14 protein-coding genes, 1 tRNA gene and 1 riboswitch are annotated in these 16,448 nt (G+C 61.8%); of the genes, 7 read left to right on the top strand and 8 right to left on the bottom strand.

Annotated features, from left to right (window positions below; all coding sequences use genetic code 11):
• Positions 1-6: 6 nt before the first annotated feature.
• The gene (locus F1542_RS11100; protein ID WP_193733089.1) at positions 7-1,674 is read left to right on the top strand and encodes a glycosyltransferase family 39 protein; all 1,668 of its coding nucleotides are present in this window, start codon (positions 7-9) and stop codon (positions 1,672-1,674) included.
• Between the two features lie 326 nt (positions 1,675-2,000).
• Here F1542_RS11100 and F1542_RS11095 read toward each other — a convergent pair whose 3' ends face one another.
• The 7 genes from F1542_RS11095 to gmk form a co-directional block, all read right to left on the bottom strand.
• Positions 2,001-2,237 carry a DUF3297 family protein gene (locus tag F1542_RS11095; protein WP_010509497.1) on the bottom strand — a complete coding sequence of 79 codons (237 nt, stop codon included), beginning with the start codon at positions 2,235-2,237 and terminating at the stop codon, positions 2,001-2,003.
• A 59-nt stretch (positions 2,238-2,296) separates the two neighbouring features.
• Complete coding sequence (locus tag F1542_RS11090) at positions 2,297-2,923, bottom strand: YigZ family protein (protein WP_193733088.1); 627 nt, start codon at positions 2,921-2,923, stop codon at positions 2,297-2,299.
• Positions 2,920-4,326 (bottom strand): DNA repair protein RadA, encoded by a 1,407-nt coding sequence (gene radA / locus F1542_RS11085; RefSeq protein WP_193733087.1) that lies wholly within the window; start codon positions 4,324-4,326, stop codon positions 2,920-2,922. The genes F1542_RS11090 and radA overlap by 4 nt, the downstream gene beginning before the upstream one ends.
• Positions 4,327-4,486: 160 nt before the next feature.
• Positions 4,487-5,281, bottom strand: coding sequence for an ABC transporter ATP-binding protein (locus tag F1542_RS11080; RefSeq protein ID WP_193733086.1), 795 nt, complete (start codon positions 5,279-5,281; stop codon positions 4,487-4,489).
• Positions 5,278-6,063: an ABC transporter permease gene (locus tag F1542_RS11075; RefSeq protein ID WP_193733085.1), complete on the bottom strand. Its 786-nt coding sequence runs from the start codon at positions 6,061-6,063 to the stop codon at positions 5,278-5,280. Before F1542_RS11075 ends, F1542_RS11080 begins: the two co-directional genes overlap by 4 nt.
• A 129-nt stretch (positions 6,064-6,192) precedes the next feature.
• Positions 6,193-7,431 (bottom strand): multidrug effflux MFS transporter, encoded by a 1,239-nt coding sequence (locus F1542_RS11070; RefSeq protein WP_193733084.1) that lies wholly within the window; start codon positions 7,429-7,431, stop codon positions 6,193-6,195.
• A 136-nt stretch (positions 7,432-7,567) separates the two neighbouring features.
• Positions 7,568-8,230, bottom strand: coding sequence for a guanylate kinase (gmk, locus tag F1542_RS11065; RefSeq protein WP_193733083.1), 663 nt, complete (start codon positions 8,228-8,230; stop codon positions 7,568-7,570).
• Positions 8,231-8,314: 84 nt separating this feature from the next.
• On the opposite strand from gmk, the gene F1542_RS11060 reads away from it, so the two are divergent.
• The 5 genes from F1542_RS11060 (at position 8,315) to F1542_RS11040 (ending at position 15,236) form a co-directional block, all read left to right on the top strand.
• Positions 8,315-9,157 carry an SDR family oxidoreductase gene (locus tag F1542_RS11060; RefSeq protein WP_193733082.1) on the top strand — a complete coding sequence of 281 codons (843 nt, stop codon included), beginning with the start codon at positions 8,315-8,317 and terminating at the stop codon, positions 9,155-9,157.
• A 27-nt stretch (positions 9,158-9,184) separates the two neighbouring features.
• Entirely contained in the window at positions 9,185-12,478 is a 3,294-nt protein-coding gene (locus F1542_RS11055) for an efflux RND transporter permease subunit (protein WP_193733081.1), read from the top strand.
• Between the two features lie 70 nt (positions 12,479-12,548).
• A tRNA-Arg gene (locus F1542_RS11050) sits at positions 12,549-12,625 on the top strand.
• A gap of 208 nt (positions 12,626-12,833) precedes the next feature.
• Positions 12,834-14,048 (top strand): cytochrome b N-terminal domain-containing protein, encoded by a 1,215-nt coding sequence (locus F1542_RS11045; protein ID WP_193733080.1) that lies wholly within the window; start codon positions 12,834-12,836, stop codon positions 14,046-14,048.
• A 62-nt stretch (positions 14,049-14,110) separates the two neighbouring features.
• A riboswitch (TPP riboswitch) is annotated at positions 14,111-14,207 on the top strand.
• A gap of 75 nt (positions 14,208-14,282) precedes the next feature.
• Positions 14,283-15,236 (top strand): ABC transporter substrate-binding protein, encoded by a 954-nt coding sequence (locus tag F1542_RS11040; protein WP_193733157.1) that lies wholly within the window; start codon positions 14,283-14,285, stop codon positions 15,234-15,236.
• Positions 15,237-15,244: 8 nt separating this feature from the next.
• On the opposite strand, the gene F1542_RS11035 is transcribed toward F1542_RS11040, so the two are convergent.
• Positions 15,245-15,760 (bottom strand): DUF2721 domain-containing protein, encoded by a 516-nt coding sequence (locus F1542_RS11035; protein WP_193733079.1) that lies wholly within the window; start codon positions 15,758-15,760, stop codon positions 15,245-15,247.
• A gap of 92 nt (positions 15,761-15,852) precedes the next feature.
• Between F1542_RS11035 and F1542_RS11030 the strand changes: the two genes are divergently transcribed.
• Entirely contained in the window at positions 15,853-16,098 is a 246-nt protein-coding gene (locus F1542_RS11030; protein WP_193733078.1) for a hypothetical protein, read from the top strand.
• Positions 16,099-16,448 lie beyond the last annotated feature (350 nt).

Raw genomic sequence — 16,448 nt, 5'->3', positions numbered from 1 at the left:
GTGCCCATGACGCGTCTGACATTGCGTCACTATATCCTTGTGGCGCTGTCCGTATTTTTCCTGTTCCTGCCGGGGCGTGCGTCGCTTCCACCGCTGGACCGTGATGAACCGCGTTACATGGAAGCCACGGCACAGATGCTGCACAGCGGCAACTATGTCGATGTCCGGTTTCTGGATCAGCCCCGCTATCTCCAGCCTGCTGGCATATACTGGCTTGAAGCCACGGCTGTTCGCCTGACGGGCATGCAGGACGCGCATGCGGTCTGGCCCTATCGTATTCCTTCGCTTCTGGCGGTGACCGGTTCCGCAGTGCTGACCGCGTGGATTGGCGCGGCCCTGTTCGGCCCCATGTGTGGCCTGCTGGGGGCGGCACTGCTGGCGGTATCGGTGCTGATGACGGCCGAAGGCCGGATGGCCACCATTGATACGACCCTGCTGCTGTTTGTGCTGCTGGCACAATGCGGGCTGCTGCGGGCATATCTGGACCGTGAACGTGACCTTGCCACCCCGCTTGCCGCGGCCCTGTTGTACTGGACCGCGCTGGGGTGCGGGCTGATGCTCAAGGGGCCGGTTATCCTGATTCCGGGTTTTGGCACCCCCCTTGCGCTGGCGCTGGTGGAACGGCGTATTGACTGGTGGAAACGGCTGCGGCCGGCATGGGGCTGGCTGGTCATGCTGGCCATTGTGCTGCCATGGTGCATCGCCATCGGGGTTATCAGTCACGGCGATTTCTTTTCACGGGCGGTCGGGCGCAATTTTCTGGGCAAGGTCGCCAGCGGGCAGGAAACGCATGGCCTGCCGCCGGGCTATCATCTGATTGTCTTTGCCATTTCCTTCTGGCCCGGGTCGGTTTTTGCGGCCATGAGCCTGCCTTTTGTATGGGAACGCCGGTTTCAGCCGCATGTGCGTTATCTGCTGTGCTGGATCGTGCCGCACTGGATGGTGTTCGAGGCTATTGCGACCAAGCTGCCGCATTACGTGCTGCCGACCTATCCGGCCATTGCCATCCTGACAGCGGCGGCGATTGTTTCCTTTCCGACAGACTGGGAATGGCCACGGGCGATATGGGGGTGTAGCCTGATTGCGGCTTATGGGCTGATCTGGTTTACGGTCGGGTCGGTGCTTGCGTTTGCGGGGCCGGTGCTGCTGTGGCGCATGGAAGGCATGGTTTCCCCTGCTGCCATGCTGGTGCCTGCCGGTGCGCTGCCGCTGCTGGGCCTGTCGGGTTACCTGATCCTGCACCGTGATGCGCTGCGGGCGGCCATGGCGGCCGTAGCGGCTGCCGTCATCATCCATGTCGGGCTGTTCACGACCGTCATTCCCCGGTTGCAGACCATCTGGCTCAGTCCACGCCTTGCGGCGATGGTGGATGCACACCGTCCCTGCGCGCGGACTATCGTGGCCTCGACATCAGATTCGGAACCCAGCCTTGTATTCCTGTTGGGTCAGGATACGCGCCTGATCAATGCCACGGCCGCCGCAGATTTCCTGCAGCAGAACCCCAGATGCGGCATGGCGCTGGTAGGGGCGCAGGATCTGGGCGCTTTCAGTGCCCGCATCATGGAAAATGGTCTGGATGTGCACGAACTGGGACAGCAGACGGGATTGAATTACTCGACTGGCAAACATCTGGAAATCGGGCTGTATGCTGTCGTCCCATCGTCCACGCCATAAGCACTGATAAAAAATAATCATTTTTCAAAAAGATGGTGTTCTTCGAAGCTTTTTGAAAAAAGCTTCACCAAAAACTTTCTGATGATTCTTTCTTTCAGGGCATTATGCCCGGCAATGATGTCTCAAAGCCTGCGGCAGAACAGGAACGCTGTATTGCGACTGACGCCGATAATCTCTGGAGTACTTCATGCGCCTGCGACGAAGTACTCCAGAAGGAGATCTTGAGGCAGTAAGGGCCGGCCGGCTGCGATGATGTAATTTCATGCCGCATATCAAGCCGTTATCGGCTTACCTGTGCCAGCCCCCTGTTTCTTTTCAGGATAGGGTCAGGACTTGAACCAGACCTCGACCGGTCCCTTGACCTTCATGGCCATCGGGTTGCCGAAACGGTCGGTGCCGCGACCCACGGCCAGACGCACCCAGCCTTCGCTTATGCAGTATTCCTCGACATTATTTTTCTCGATGCCCTTGAAACGCACGCCAATGCCGCGATCAAGCAGGGACTCGTTGTAAAAGGGGCTGGCGGGATTGACGGACAGACGGTCCGGCGGGGTATCGGTCATGGTTGGTCTTTTTTCCGTATGGTGAACGTGAAACGCTGTCTGACATAGCGGCAATAGCGTTAGTCTCCAACACCCGGTGTCACGTCTTCCTCCACCACGCGGATGGTGGCCTGCCCACGGGTGATGTCGGTGATGCGGGTACGGACCTCCGCCTCGCGTATCGCGGGCAGGGCGATCTGCATGTCGACCCCTGCGGCCCCGAAGTCTTCGCTTTTGATCTGGCAGTCCATGCTTTCCAGCCGCGCACGCAGCAGGGCATGGTCGGAAAAACCGCAGCCAAATGTCAGGGACACCATTTCCACGATCGGGACGCGTTCCGCCGTGCGCAGGCATTCCGCAGCCGTGCCGCCATAGGCACGCACCAGACCACCAGCCCCCAGCTTGGTGCCACCAAACCACCGCGTGACCACGACCACGGTGCGATCGAAACCCTGCCCCTCGATCACCTGCAGAATGGGGCGACCCGCCGTGCCACCGGGTTCCCCCGCGTCATCACTGCGATAGGTCTGGCCGATCAGATAGGCCCAGCAGTTATGAGTGGCGTCAGGGTCACTGACGGATGCGATGAATTCCATGGCTTGCGCAGGGGTTGAAACGGGAGCAGCCTGTGCAAGGAAAATGCTTTTCTTTACCTCCCGCTCCAGCATCGCGGGTTCGCGCAGCATGAAGCGTTCGGGCGCACTCACGCCTCCGCCTCCTCCATTGCCCCGGTAAACAGGCTGACCAGATCGCCCAGATGGCCGATCTCCTGTATGCCCAGCCCATCGGGGGCCGTGGGCTTACGGTTGCCGCGTGCGATGCGGCGCGGCAGGAATGCATGCTCGAAACCCAGCTTATGGGCTTCCTTCAGCCGTGTGTCGGGTTGCGAGACCTGACGGATCTCGCCCGACAGGCCAACTTCGCCGAAATAGACCGAACCGGCACTGGTGGGCTGCCCGGTGGCGGCGGATACAAGGGCTGCGGCCACCGCCATGTCGGCCGCCGGTTCCCCCACCCGCAGGCCACCTGCGATATTGAGGTGTACATCCATGGCGTTGAGCTTGATGCCGCATCGCGCTTCCAGCACCGCCAGCAGCATGTTCAGCCGTCCGGTATCCCACCCCACGACCGCGCGCCGTGCGCCGCCATCACCCGCCTTGGGCGACAGCAGGGCCTGTACCTCCAGCAGGACGGGGCGCGTGCCTTCCATGCCCGCGAACACGGCGGACCCCGCGATATGTCCCCGCCGTTCAGCCAGAAACAGGGCAGAGGGATTGGGCACTTCCTCCAGTCCCTGATCGGTCATGGCGAACACGCCGATTTCGTCCGTCGCGCCAAAGCGGTTCTTGGCCGCGCGCAAAATCCGGAACTGATGGCCGCGATCGCCCTCGAAATACATGACCGCATCAACCATGTGTTCCAGCACACGGGGACCGGCCAGTGCTCCTTCCTTCGTCACGTGTCCCACCAGGATCAGGCTGAAGCCACGCTGCTTGGCCAGACGGATCAGTTCAAACGCGCAGGCGCGCACCTGGCTTACGGTGCCGGGTGCGCTTTCCACCGTTTCCATCCACATGGTCTGGATCGAATCGATCACGACCAGCGCCAGGTCCTTTTCCGCCTCCAGCGTTGCGACGATATCAGCCACGTTTATGGCGGCGGCCAGTTCCAGCGTGGGCGCTTCCAGCCCCAGCCTACGCGCGCGCAGGCGGATCTGGTCCACCGCTTCCTCGCCCGATATGTACATGACCTTGCGCCCCGCCCGCGCCAGCGCACAGGCCCCCTGCAGCAGCAGCGTCGATTTGCCGATACCCGGATCACCACCAACCAGCACGACGGATGCCGGAACCAGTCCGCCCCCCAGCACGCGGTCCAGTTCACCGATCCGGGTTTCAATGCGGGGTGGCGGTGGTGTGTCGCCCGCAAGACCGACAAGGTTGATGCGGGCACCCGTGCGCCTGCGGGCGTTGGTACCGCCGGTTGCCGTGGGTTCGACCGTTTCCTCGACAATGCTGTTCCATGCACCACAGGCGTCGCACCGGCCCGACCATTTGGGAAAGACCGCCCCGCAGGACTGACAGACAAAACGGTTAGCGGGCCGACGCGCCATGATGGCTCCTTGGACAAGAACAGATCGTGTATATCATATATGGAACGACCGGCCGCGAAAGTCAGAGGGCGTGTGAAAACCCCTTTGGAAAACATGAAAAAGTTTTTGGTGAAGCTTTTTCAGAAAGGCGGCACCCAAAAACTTTTATGTTTTTTATCAATTAGTTACGAACGTCTACCTTGATCGGCCCCTCGCGGCGGCCATGGGTAAACTGGTCCACCACCGGGTTGCCACTGCTGAACAACGTTGATGGCGCTCCCTGCCAGATCAGCCTGCCTTCATACAGCATGCCCACCCGGTCCCCGATCCGCTGGGCGGACGCCATGTCATGCGTAATGGCGATGGCGGTCGATCCCAGCTTGCGCACGCAATCGGCAATCAGCCCGTCAATCACCGCGCCCATGATGGGATCAAGCCCGGTTGTCGGTTCATCAAAGAACAGGATTTCAGGGCGGGCCGCAATGGCGCGTGCCAGCCCCACACGTTTCTGCATGCCGCCCGACAGTTCGGATGGCGACAGCGCGCCCACGGCAGGGTCCATGCCCACCTGTTCCAGCAGGGCGCCCGCGCGCATGCGGGCCTGTGCGCGGGTAATGCGCGGCCCATGGCCCGCGCGGGCGGCGGCAACAAGGCCGAAGGTCACGTTTTCCCACACGCTCAGGCTGTCAAACAGCGCGCCGTTCTGGAACAGCATGCCGATCCGCGCCATGTAGGGTTCGCGCTGCCGGGGCGAAAGGGTGGTGACATCGACGCCATCAATCTCGATGGACCCGGCGTCAGGCGTAATCAGGCCCAGGATGCAGCGCAGCAGCACCGACTTGCCGGTGCCCGAACCACCAATGACCACGAATGACGTGCCACCCATAACATCAAGGTCCACCCCATCCAGCACCACCTTGGGACCGAATGCCTTTTTCAGGCCGCGAATGCGGATCTTGGGGGTTGCGTCACTCATTGGGAAAAGAACACATCCGTCAGAAGGTAATCAAACGTCAGCAGCAGGATCGAGGCCGCGACCACGGCGGCCGTGGTGGCCGCCCCCACGCCTTCGGCCCCGCCACGGCTGTGATAGCCATGGTAGCAGCCCATGAGCGCGATCAGGAACCCGAATATGGCCGCCTTCACCAGCCCCACCGTCACGTCCATGACCTTGAGCGAGGCAATCGTGGCCGTGATATAGGCGGAAGCCGAAAAATCCAGCTTCATCACGCACACGGTAAACCCGCCCAGTACACCCAGTATGTCAGCCACCAGCACAAGGAACGGCAGCGCCAGCGTGCCCGCCACCAGCCGTGGCGTGACCAGGTACTTGATGGGGTTGGTGGACAGGGTGGACAGCGCGTCGATCTGGTCGGTCACGCGCATGGTGCCGATTTCGGCCGACATGGCGGCCCCGACCCGGCCTGCCACCATCAGTCCCGCCAGCACCGGCCCCAGTTCACGCGTGACCGCCAGGATGACAATCCCGGCAATGGCGTTCTGGGCATGGTACTGGGCAAAACCGGTATAGGACTGGAGTGCGATCACGCCGCCCGAAAACAGTGCGGTCAGCGCCACGACCGGCAGGGAAAAATAGCCGATTTCCACCAGCGTGCCCCACAGCGTGCGCCAGTAGAAAGGGGGGCGGACCATATGCGACAGGGCAACGGCGGCAAACAGCGCCACCCGCCCCGCCATGCGGACGATATCCAGAACGGCCCTGCCCAGCCCGGCAATGAAATCGAGAATGCCGTTCACAACGCCTCCCGCGCATGTGGGTGATCGCCATGCCGGACAACAGGTTCAGCAGACATGTTCCTGCCGTAGCGCGGCATGTCCCCCACGTCAAAGCGAAAGCGCGTACCCCCTGTCGTGCGTGCTGCACGATCAGGGCACGTGGGATGCATCCACCCGCCGGTTGCAGGCATGGCGCCACATGTTGCACGCCACCATGCAGCCCACGCCCCCCATGACCACCACCGCCAGCGGCGCGGGGGAATGGAAGGGCACATGCCCGAGGATGAAACCGCTGCCCGCCGCAAGGGAAAACTGGATGGTGCCCATCAACGCCGACGCACTGCCCGCCTGGTGGCCATGATGGGTAAAGGCCAGCACCGTGGCGTTTGGTCCCACAAACCCCAGACAGCCGGTAATGCAGCTGATCAGCACGCATACCAGGACAGGATGCGCGGGACCGGCAATGCCCGCAAGCGACAGCACCAGGCAGGCTACCGCCGCCACCACGCTGCACGCGATGCCGCCATCCAGCAGCCGTGACAGGTCGATCCGGTGGACCAGACTGCCGTTCAGCTGCGCGCAGGCAATGAATATCCCCGCATTCATGCCGAAAAATACCCCGAACTGGGTGGGTGTGAACCCAAGCAGGTGTTCAAACACCACGGGCGCGGAGGTGATGTAGGCGAACATGACGAACGAGGAAAAACTGTTGATCAGCGCGCTGGACATGAACACCGGTTCACGCACCAGACCGGCGTAACGGGTGATCGTGCCGGTCAGCGAAAAGGCGATGCGTTTTTCCACCGGCATGGTGTCGGGCATGGTCGCCAGCACCGTCAGCAGTCCCAGCACGCCATAAATGACCGCGATCAGGAAAATCCATCGCCAGTGCCCCATCATCAGCACCAGGCTGCCCAGTGAGGGTGCAAGGATGGGCATGACCCCGAACACCAGCATGAGCTGCGACATGATGCGCGCGCCTACGGCTCCTGTCGCCACGTCGCGCACGATGGCGCGCGGCAGGACCGCGCACGCCGCCCCACCCAGCGCCGAGACGAAACGGCACAGGCAGAACAGGTCGAAGCCCGTGGCCATGGCGCATCCGGCCGATCCCACCGTAAACAGCACCAGCCCCCCCAGCAGCGGCAGCCTGCGGCCCAGCCGGTCGGAAATCGGGCCAAGGCTGAACTGTCCTACCGCCAGTCCCGCGAACCATGCCGCCAGCGTGACCTGGCTGGCGCCTGCGTGTCCCCCCGCCAGTTCCGCGTCCATGATGGGAAAGGCGGGCAGATACATGTCGGTCGCCAGCGGACCGATGGCCGTAAGCAGCCCCAGCAGGGCAATCATCCAGAATGGCAGGACGGGGGCGGGCATACGGCGCGTGGGCATGGGAATCCGGGCGGTCAGGGCGGGGCGCGGCTGATGCCGCGCTAACCCGCATATCAATTCCCGGCGGCTTGTCCATCATCCATGGCGCATGAAACACATGCATCGGCCGATGGATGGCTGAGCGCCGGAGGTGACTTCAGACCCCGAAGCTGGCTACCAGGTCCGCCAGCCCCACCTGACGGTGGCGTTCCAGCCTGGCCGCCACCAGCACGGCACGGGCTTCGGCTATGGCCTGGTCAAGGTCGGAATTGATGATGACGTGATCGAATTCATTCCAGTGCGAGATTTCGTCGCGCGCGGCCTGCATGCGGCGTGCGATCTCGTCCGCCTCATCCGATGCGCGGCCATGCAGCCTGCGTTCCAGTTCCGCGATCGAAGGCGGCAGGACGAACAGGCTGATCACATCCCCCGGCAGGGCGGCGCGGATCTGGCGGTGTCCCTGCCAGTCGATATCGAACACCATGTCGCGCCCCTCCGCCAGGGCCTGCTCCACCGGCGCGCGCGGGGTGCCGTAGCCACGACCGAACACTGTCGCCCATTCCAGCATCTCACCCGCTTCGGCCATGCGGGTAAATTCTTCCATGCTGCGGAAATGATAATGAATTCCATCACTTTCGCCCGGGCGGGGCTGGCGGGTGGTAACGGACACGGAATGCAGCAGTTGGGGCTCCGACGCACGTAACGCATTCGCAATGGTTGACTTCCCCGCCCCTGATGGCGCTGAAATGACCAGACATACCCCACGGCGCCGGACCGGGGCGACTGCGGGTGTGCGGGTGGGGGTGGTTGTCTGGGTCATGCGGTTCTCCTTGGCGGTGTAAATGCGCGCCGGATGCGTAAACGGGGTAGCGCTGTTCTAACAGGGTGTATGTATTCTGCGAATATGAAACAGGATTCGATACTGATTACAGGTGCCTCGTCCGGAATTGGACGCGGGCTTGCTCTTGCCCTTGCACGACCGGGACGTACGTTGCATCTGGGTGGACGCAATGCCGGCAACCTGCGCGCCGTGGCGACAGACTGCATCGCACGCGGCGCGGATGCCCGCATACGGGTGCAGGATGTCCGTGAACAGGCGGGCATGGAAGAATGGATCACGACCGCAGGCCCGCTGGACCTGGTCTTTGCCTGCGCGGGGATTACCGCCTCCACCAGGGGGGGAGACGAAGCACCGCATGAACCCGATGCACAGGTCCGCCGCATGTTCGCGACCAACATGGATGGCGTGCTGAACACGGTGCTGCCCGCCATCCATGTCATGCGCGCGCAGCCCCGTGCATGTGACGGGGTGCGGGGGCGCATCTGCGCCATGTCGTCGGTGGCGGGGCTTGTCTCCTTCCCCGGTACGCCGTCCTATTGCGCGTCAAAGGCGGCTGTGGACCGTTTCATGGTGGCGACAGGGGCCAACATGAAACGCGCGGGCATTGTCATGTCCAGCGTATGCTGTGGCTTCGTCGCCACCCCCATGACCACGCAGAACAGTTTCCACATGCCCGGCCTGACCCAGACGGGTGATGCCGTGCGCGCCATCCTGTCGGGTGTTGCGGCAGGCAGGCGGCGTATTTCGTTCCCGCGGTGGCTGGTGGCGGGATCACGGTTCATGGACCTGCTGCCGATGCGGGTCGCGGAATACTATTATTATCGCCAGCCTGCGGGACAGGCGGGCACCATGGCGGAAACCGGGCTGGAAACAGACAGCCCCGCCGTTTGCAACAATCAGGAATAGCATGCATCCAGAACCGGGGAACAGGCAGTGAACCTGTGCCGTATTTTCATCCTGCGCCCGGTTGCGACCACCCTGCTGGCGGCGGCCATCGTCCTTTCCGGACTTTTTGCCTACCGGATCCTTCCGGTGGGCGACCTGCCGGATATCGCGGTACCCGTCATTTACGTCGTGGCCAGCCAGCCGGGGGCATCACCGCAGCAGATGGCCAGTTCCGTCACCACCCCGCTGGAACGCAGGCTGGGGCAGATCGCGGGTATCAGCGAGATCGAATCCGATTCCAGCCAGGACAGCGCCTTCATCCTGCTGACATTCGATGATTCGACCAATATAGATTCCGCCGCCAATGACGTGGAAGCCGCCCTGCGTGCGGCCCGCGCCGACATGCCCGCAACGCTGGAATCACAGCCGGAATACTGGAAGGCCAACCCTTCCGAAAACCCGATCATGATCCTTGCCCTGACATCGGACACGCAGCCGATGTCGGAACTGTATGATATCGCCAAGACACGCCTGCAGCCCCTGCTGTCACAGGTGCAGGGTGTGGGCTGGGTCGAACTCATGGGCAGTTCCGCGCCCGCGGTCAGGGTGGAAATCAATCCGTGGCCGCTGTTCAAATACGGGCTGGGGTTCGAGGACATCCGTTCCGCCCTGGCGTCGGCCAACGCCAATACCCCCAAGGGCGTGATCGAGAACGACACCACGCGCTACACCCTGGCCACCAATGACCAGGCCCGCAGTGCGGCGCAGTACCGTGACCTTGTCATCGGCTACCGTGACAGCCGCCCCGTGCGGCTGCAGGACGTGGCCTACGTGCATAACGGGGTGGAAAACGAACGCAAGGTCGGCTTCCTGAACGGGCGCAGGGCCGCCATGGCCATTATCCTCCCGCGGGCGGGCGCCAACGTCATTCGCGTAACCGATGAAATCAAGGCCCGTCTTCCCGCATTGCGTGCCGCCCTGCCGGCCGGGGTGACGCTGACCCCGGCCATGGACCGTTCCATCACCATCCGCGCGTCACTGGCCGATACGAAGTGGACGCTGCTGGCATCGGTGCTGCTGGTGGTGGCTGTCGTGCTGGTGTTCCTGCGCACGCCACGGTCCACGCTGATCCCGGCCATTACGGTGCCCATTTCGCTGGCAGGCACGCTGGCGATCATGTCGCTGTTCCATTTCTCGCTCGATATCCTGTCCCTCATGGCGCTGACCATTGCGACCGGATTCGTGGTGGATGATGCCATCGTGGTGCTGGAAAACATCGCCCGCCACATGGAAGCGGGCATGGGACGGATGGAGGCGTCGCTTAAGGGATCGCGTGAAATCGGGTTTACCGTCATGTCGATCACCATATCGCTGGTGGCGGTGTTCCTGCCGCTGCTGCTGCTGGGGGGAACGCCGGGCAAGGTCTTTTTCGAATTTTCCATGACGCTGGCCATTACTGTCACCGTCTCGCTGGTGCTTGCCCTCAGCCTGACGCCGATGATGTGCAGCCTGCTGCTGGAAGTCAGCCATGACACGCCCCTGCCCCCTGGCGCGCCGTGGTGGCGGCGCTGGCCGCGGGCCGTGGGTGACTGGCTGGAAGCGGGGTACCAGCACCTGCTGCGGTTTTACGAACGCACGCTGGATGTGGCGCTGCGCCACCACGTGCTGACCGCCGTGTCCCTGCCGCTGAGCCTTGCGATCATGATCGGGGTGATCGTACTCATGCCCAAGGGGATCCTGCCCAAGGAAGACGTGGCCATGGTCATGAGCTTCTTCCGCGCCGACCAGACCACGTCCTTTCCCGCCATGACACAAAAGATCCGCGCCATAAGCGACGCGATGACCGTCGACAGGGATGCGCAGGAAGTCATCGCCTTTTCCGGTGACACCAATATCGAAGGGCAGGCCTTTGCCCAGATGGTGGACCGCACGAAGCGCGATGATGGCCCCGATGAGATGATCGAACGCATCCATAAACGCCTGGCCAACATTCCGGGGCTTGATGTGTCCCTGTTTTCGGCTGGCGACATAAGTGGCGGTGGCGGACGGCAGAAGGAAGGCGCCTATCGCTATCTTCTGACCAGTGATGACGCGGATGCCCTTTATACATGGGTGCCTACCCTGACGGCGGCGCTGCGCACGGCCCCCGCCCTGCGCGATGTCACGACGGACGTGATGAACAATGGCGCTGCCATCCATGCCGACATCATCCGCGACCTTGCGGCGCGGTACCTGATTACGCCACAACTGGTCAGCAACACGCTGTATGACGCGTTTGGCCAGCGCATTGCCTCCAACATCTCCACATCGCTTGCCACCTACCATGTGGTGATGGAAGTGGCGGACCAGTACCGCACATCGCCCGACATCCTGCAGTCATTCCGCATTTCCACCGCCGGTGGCAGCCCCGGTGGCGGAACGGTGTCCAATACGGTCCGCGCCCGCATGGCCACCACCACGCAGGCCAGTACCAGCACGCAGTTGAGCCAGCAGTCCTTCCGCAACGAAATCGCCAACAGGCTGGCGGGCGGCACGGGTGCGTCAAACGGGTCCGCCGTGTCATCCAGCACCGAAACCATGCTGCCCCTTTCAAACGTGGCGCGGCTTGAACCACGCCCCACCGCCATTACCGTGTCGCACAAGGGCGGGTTCGTATCGGCGGCCATTTCCTTCAACCTTGCCCCCGGCATGGCGCTGAGTGACGCGGCGGCCACCATTGCCGACACCATGGTCCGGCTGCATATGCCACAGACCATCCATGGCGGCTTTACCGGGCAGGCAGCACAGTTCCAGTCCGCCATCATCAACGAAGTGCTGATCTTCATCGCGGCCCTTGTCACGATCTATGTGACGCTGGGCATCCTGTATGAAAGCTACATCCACCCGCTGACCATCATGTCCACCCTGCCTTCGGCCGGGGTGGGGGCGGTGCTGGCGCTGTGGGCGCTGGGGCAGGAGTTTTCGCTGATCACCATGATCGGGATGATCCTGCTGGTGGGAATCGTGAAGAAAAACGCCATCCTGATCGTGGATTTCGCGCTGCATGCCGAACGCGACCGGGGACTGGATGCCCGCCATGCCATTCGCGATGCGTGCATCCAGCGCTTCCGTCCCATCCTCATGACCACGCTGGCAGCGGCCCTTGGGGCCGTGCCGCTGATCACCAACGGTGGCTACGGCATGGAAATGCGCCGCCCGCTGGGCATTACGGTGGTGGGGGGCCTTATGATGAGCCAGCTGCTCACGCTTTACACCACGCCGGTCATCTACCTTTACATGGAACGTATCCGCATCTGGACCCGGCGGACCGTGGGCCGGCTGCTGTCGCGCACGAAGGGATGAAAAATTTTCGATAATTGAAAATTAAGGGGTTGCGGGGTCCGGCAGGGTCAGTTAAAAGCCGCCTCACAGCGCACCCGTAGCTCAACTGGATAGAGCACCAGACTACGAATCTGGGGGTTAGAGGTTCGAGTCCTTTCGGGTGCGCCACTTTTCCTTAAAATCAGGATTACTGTTGTGGCGCAGCCCTTTCTGGTCTGTGCCCGCGGGCGTTTCCGGCGACATGGCGGAACGTGTCGCTGCATGGCGACGCCATGGTATGAAATCGTTCCTGATTCAAAAAGATGAGGTGCCTGCCGTCCGTGTGGCTGCTACACCGTTACCTGATTTTTCTTTCGTCTGAATTCAGGAAACAAGAATGAGCGGGTCCAGCCTCCCCGAAAACATTCCCCCACATGCGCCATCCGAACGCTCTGGCGGCATCCTGTCCTGGATCGACCGCAGGCTTCCGATCGTAAGCGGCTTCCGGCAGGAATATATCGACTTCCGCATGCCCCGGAACTTGAATGCGCTGTGGAATTTCGGGGCGATCCTGACGGCGGTGCTGGTGCTGATGCTGGCCACGGGCATTTTCCTGGCCATGAACTATACCCCCACCTCCGCCGGGGCCTTCATGTCGGTGGAGATGATCGAACGCCAGCTGCCGGGTGGCTGGATGCTGCGCGCGATGCACATGACCGGCGCCAGCCTGTTCATGGCGGCCCTGTACATTCACCTGTTCCGGGGGCTGTATTACGGGTCATACAAGCAGCCGCGCGAAATTCTGTGGCTGACCGGTCTGGGGCTGCTGCTGATGGTCATGGTCACGGCATTCGCGGGCTATGTACTGCCATGGGGACAGATGTCGTACTGGGGGGCCGATGTCGCCGGCAAGGCGGTGGGCGCCGTGCCGGTCATTGGCGCAACACTTGAACACATCATGGAAGGCAGCGATCAGTTGGGGGATATCTTCATCCACCGCTTTTTCGTGCTGCACTTCCTCATGGCGTTCGCCATTGTGGCCGTCGTGGCCTTCCATGTGGCGGCGCTGCATGTCAGCGGGCCGAACAACCCCGATGGCAGGCCGGTGCCCGAACGCCAGACCGTGCCCTTTCATCCCTATTACACGACCAAGGACCTGACGGGCCTTGTGCTGTTCGCGCTGGTGTTCGTGGCCCTTGCGTTCCTGTGGCCCGATCTTTTGTCCGAGCCGGAAAACTACCGCCCCGCCAACCCCATGCACACGCCTGCCGATATCGAGCCAGAATGGTATTTCCTGCCCTTTTACGGCCTGCTGCAGTCCGTGCCGTCCAAATTTGGCGGCCTGCTGGCGGCGGCGGGGTCGATCCTGATCCTGTTTGCGGTGCCATGGCTGGACCGTTCGCCCGTCCGTTCGGCGCGTTTTCGCCCGGCCTGCAGGATCGGCATGGTGGGACTGGTCATCTCGTTCGTGCTGATGGGGCTGGTGGGCCGCCACCATGCCGAAGGCGGCTGGATGATCGCGGGCCGGATCGCGGCACTGTATTATTTCGGTTATTTCCTTGTGCTGCTGCCACTATGCGCACGCCGTGAACGCCAGCAGCCCGACGCCTGATACGTCATCGGACATGGTCCTGTATCCGTGACTTGACGGATGTAGGCCGTGCCCACACTCTTCCTGCCTTACCGGGGTGCCCATGATCCGTGGGCTGAGATCATACCCGTTGAACCTGATCTGGGTCATGCCAGCGAAGGGAGGCTGTCCCGACCGGGACATACGCACCCGTTCCCTGCCTGCCGTGGATCACGGATGTCAGGGAAAGGGAGCCTATCATCCATGCGAACCCTCATGTGCGCCCTCCGGGCAGCAGGTTTTCTGGCCTGCATGGTAATGGCCCCGCCTGCCCATGCCGCCAGCCAGCGGGTCACGGTCGTGCTGGACTGGTTCCTCAACGCCGATCACGCCGCCCTTCTGGCTGCCCAGTACAGCGGCGCGTTCGCCCGCCACGGACTGGATGTGAAGCTGGTCGCCCCGGCCGACCCCGGATCGCCCGCACGTCTGGTTGCGGCGGGGCAGGCGGACCTTGCCGTATCCTACCAGACGCAGCTTGGCATGCTGGCGGACCAGAATATTCCGCTGGTACGGGTGGGTACTCTGATCGATACCCCGCTGAATGTCCTGATCATGGGGGAAGGGGTTCACACCATCGCCGACCTGAAGGGCAGGACCATTGGCGTGTCCATGCCGGGTGTGGATGACGCGGCACTGGACGCCATGCTGCATTCGGCAGGGCTGGCAATGGGGGACGTGCATCAGGTCAATGTCAATTTCCAGCTGGAACAGGCGATCATAAGCCATGCCGTGGATGGCGTGATCGGGGCGGTGCGCACATATGAACTGATCGACCTGCAGCAGAAGGGTATAAAAGTTTCCGCGTTTTTCCCCGAGGAACACGGCGTGCCGATGTCGGATGAACTGATCTTCCTGGCCGGTCGCGACCATGCGCATGATGCGTGGATACGCCAGTTCATGGATGCGCTGGCGGAGGGGGCCAATACCCTCATCAACCATCCCGACACCATGCTGGCGCAGACGATCCATGACCACCCGGAATTCGATACGCCGCTGAACCGGGCGGCGTGGCAGGCCACCCTGCCGCGCATCTGCAAGCAGCCAGCGTTGCTGAACGTACCCCGCTATACCGCTTTTGCCACGTTCCTGCATGCCCATGGCATGATGACGCATGACATCCCGCTGGGACAATACGCCATCGATCCGTTCAACCAGACTGCGGCACCCTGACCGCCATATCAGTCAACGATATTGTTCAGCATGTCCTGCTTGTGCGGCAGGAAGGTCGTGACCCGCAGGCCATGCCACGCAACAAGGCTGTCACCAAGGAACATGGCCAGCGCGATGACAGTGCAGACCAGCGCATTGCCGAACATCAGCACCAGCCACCACGCAATGGATGCATCACGGACGCTGCCCATGAACAGCGCAAAGGCCGAACCACAGGCCGATGCCCCACCCACGCCCGCGAACAGGATGGACGCATCCAGCAGCAGGGTGCGGTAATGCAGATGCGTCAACCGGCGTAACAGCAACACGGAATCCGTGCTGTTTTTGTCATCAGCACTTTCCAGCTTGTCGCGAACCGTCTCGATATGGTCACTGACACGGGCCAGACGTGTATTGAACATGTTCAGCAATGTGCCGATACCCGACAGCATGAAAACCGGTGTCAGTGCGGTCTGGATCAGGTGGGCGACACCATCAACGGATGCATCGGGAACAAGGCCGGGGAAGGCAGACACGAAAGGCATATCCTTGGCTACGGGCAAAGCCTGCGTTTTTTGGGCTTATCCCCGCCCACGTCAAGGACAGAGTCGATATTGCGCGAACGTAAGGAGATTCCATGTCACATAATTACGCAACACCGCTGACACCGGAAAAACGGCTGGCCCGCGTCCTGGCGCGCATTCCGGCAGACTGGACGCTCAACCTTGACCGCCAGCCTTCACCCGCCGGTACCGGGCAGTGGCGTGCGCGCCTGGGCATGCCGGGACAGGATGCGCCGGAATGGACCACACCCCACGACACGATGATCGATGCACTGGAAGCCGCATGGCGGCAGGCCCGCACGACCCTGAATGCGGGATAGGGCATAAGGGATACAGTCAATAATTAACCAGTAGAATACAAACACAGCTTTGTGATGATATATTCTGTATTCCTGAATGCGCATAACGTACTTGTGTTGGTTTTTACTGGGCACGGGTCAGAAAAAACATAAGCACACGATTGTTTGATGCATCTTTAAAAATGTTACGGTATCGATTTTTTATCCGTCCGGCTGTCCCTGCCGTACTGTGATATCGTACGCTTTCGGTCGGGAAACGCACATGTGTTCCCTACTGACCATATTTTGAACATTGTATGAAAAAGAAGGAAGGTTTGCCAACGAATCCATTCGGATACGGGAATGCATGTCCTGCTTTTATCCCTCATGGG

It is taken from the genome of Komagataeibacter sp. FXV3 (genome assembly GCF_015155755.1).
In the GTDB taxonomy this organism is placed as follows: domain Bacteria; phylum Pseudomonadota; class Alphaproteobacteria; order Acetobacterales; family Acetobacteraceae; genus Komagataeibacter.
Note: the sequence above shows the minus strand (reverse complement) of the source record. Positions and strands in the feature narration are given on the sequence as shown.

Coding starts and splice junctions, on each gene's coding strand:
- gmk (WP_193733083.1), bottom strand. CDS start 8,230: ATGACCCAGACAACCACCCCCACCCGCACACCCGCAGTCGCCCCGGTC.
- F1542_RS11045 (WP_193733080.1), top strand. CDS start 12,834: ATGAGCGGGTCCAGCCTCCCCGAAAACATTCCCCCACATGCGCCATCC.
- F1542_RS11080 (WP_193733086.1), bottom strand. CDS start 5,281: ATGAGTGACGCAACCCCCAAGATCCGCATTCGCGGCCTGAAAAAGGCA.
- radA (WP_193733087.1), bottom strand. CDS start 4,326: ATGGCGCGTCGGCCCGCTAACCGTTTTGTCTGTCAGTCCTGCGGGGCG.
- F1542_RS11060 (WP_193733082.1), top strand. CDS start 8,315: ATGAAACAGGATTCGATACTGATTACAGGTGCCTCGTCCGGAATTGGA.
- F1542_RS11035 (WP_193733079.1), bottom strand. CDS start 15,760: ATGCCTTTCGTGTCTGCCTTCCCCGGCCTTGTTCCCGATGCATCCGTT.
- F1542_RS11070 (WP_193733084.1), bottom strand. CDS start 7,431: ATGCCCACGCGCCGTATGCCCGCCCCCGTCCTGCCATTCTGGATGATT.
- F1542_RS11040 (WP_193733157.1), top strand. CDS start 14,283: ATGTGCGCCCTCCGGGCAGCAGGTTTTCTGGCCTGCATGGTAATGGCC.
- F1542_RS11095 (WP_010509497.1), bottom strand. CDS start 2,237: ATGACCGATACCCCGCCGGACCGTCTGTCCGTCAATCCCGCCAGCCCC.
- F1542_RS11030 (WP_193733078.1), top strand. CDS start 15,853: ATGTCACATAATTACGCAACACCGCTGACACCGGAAAAACGGCTGGCC.
- F1542_RS11100 (WP_193733089.1), top strand. CDS start 7: ATGACGCGTCTGACATTGCGTCACTATATCCTTGTGGCGCTGTCCGTA.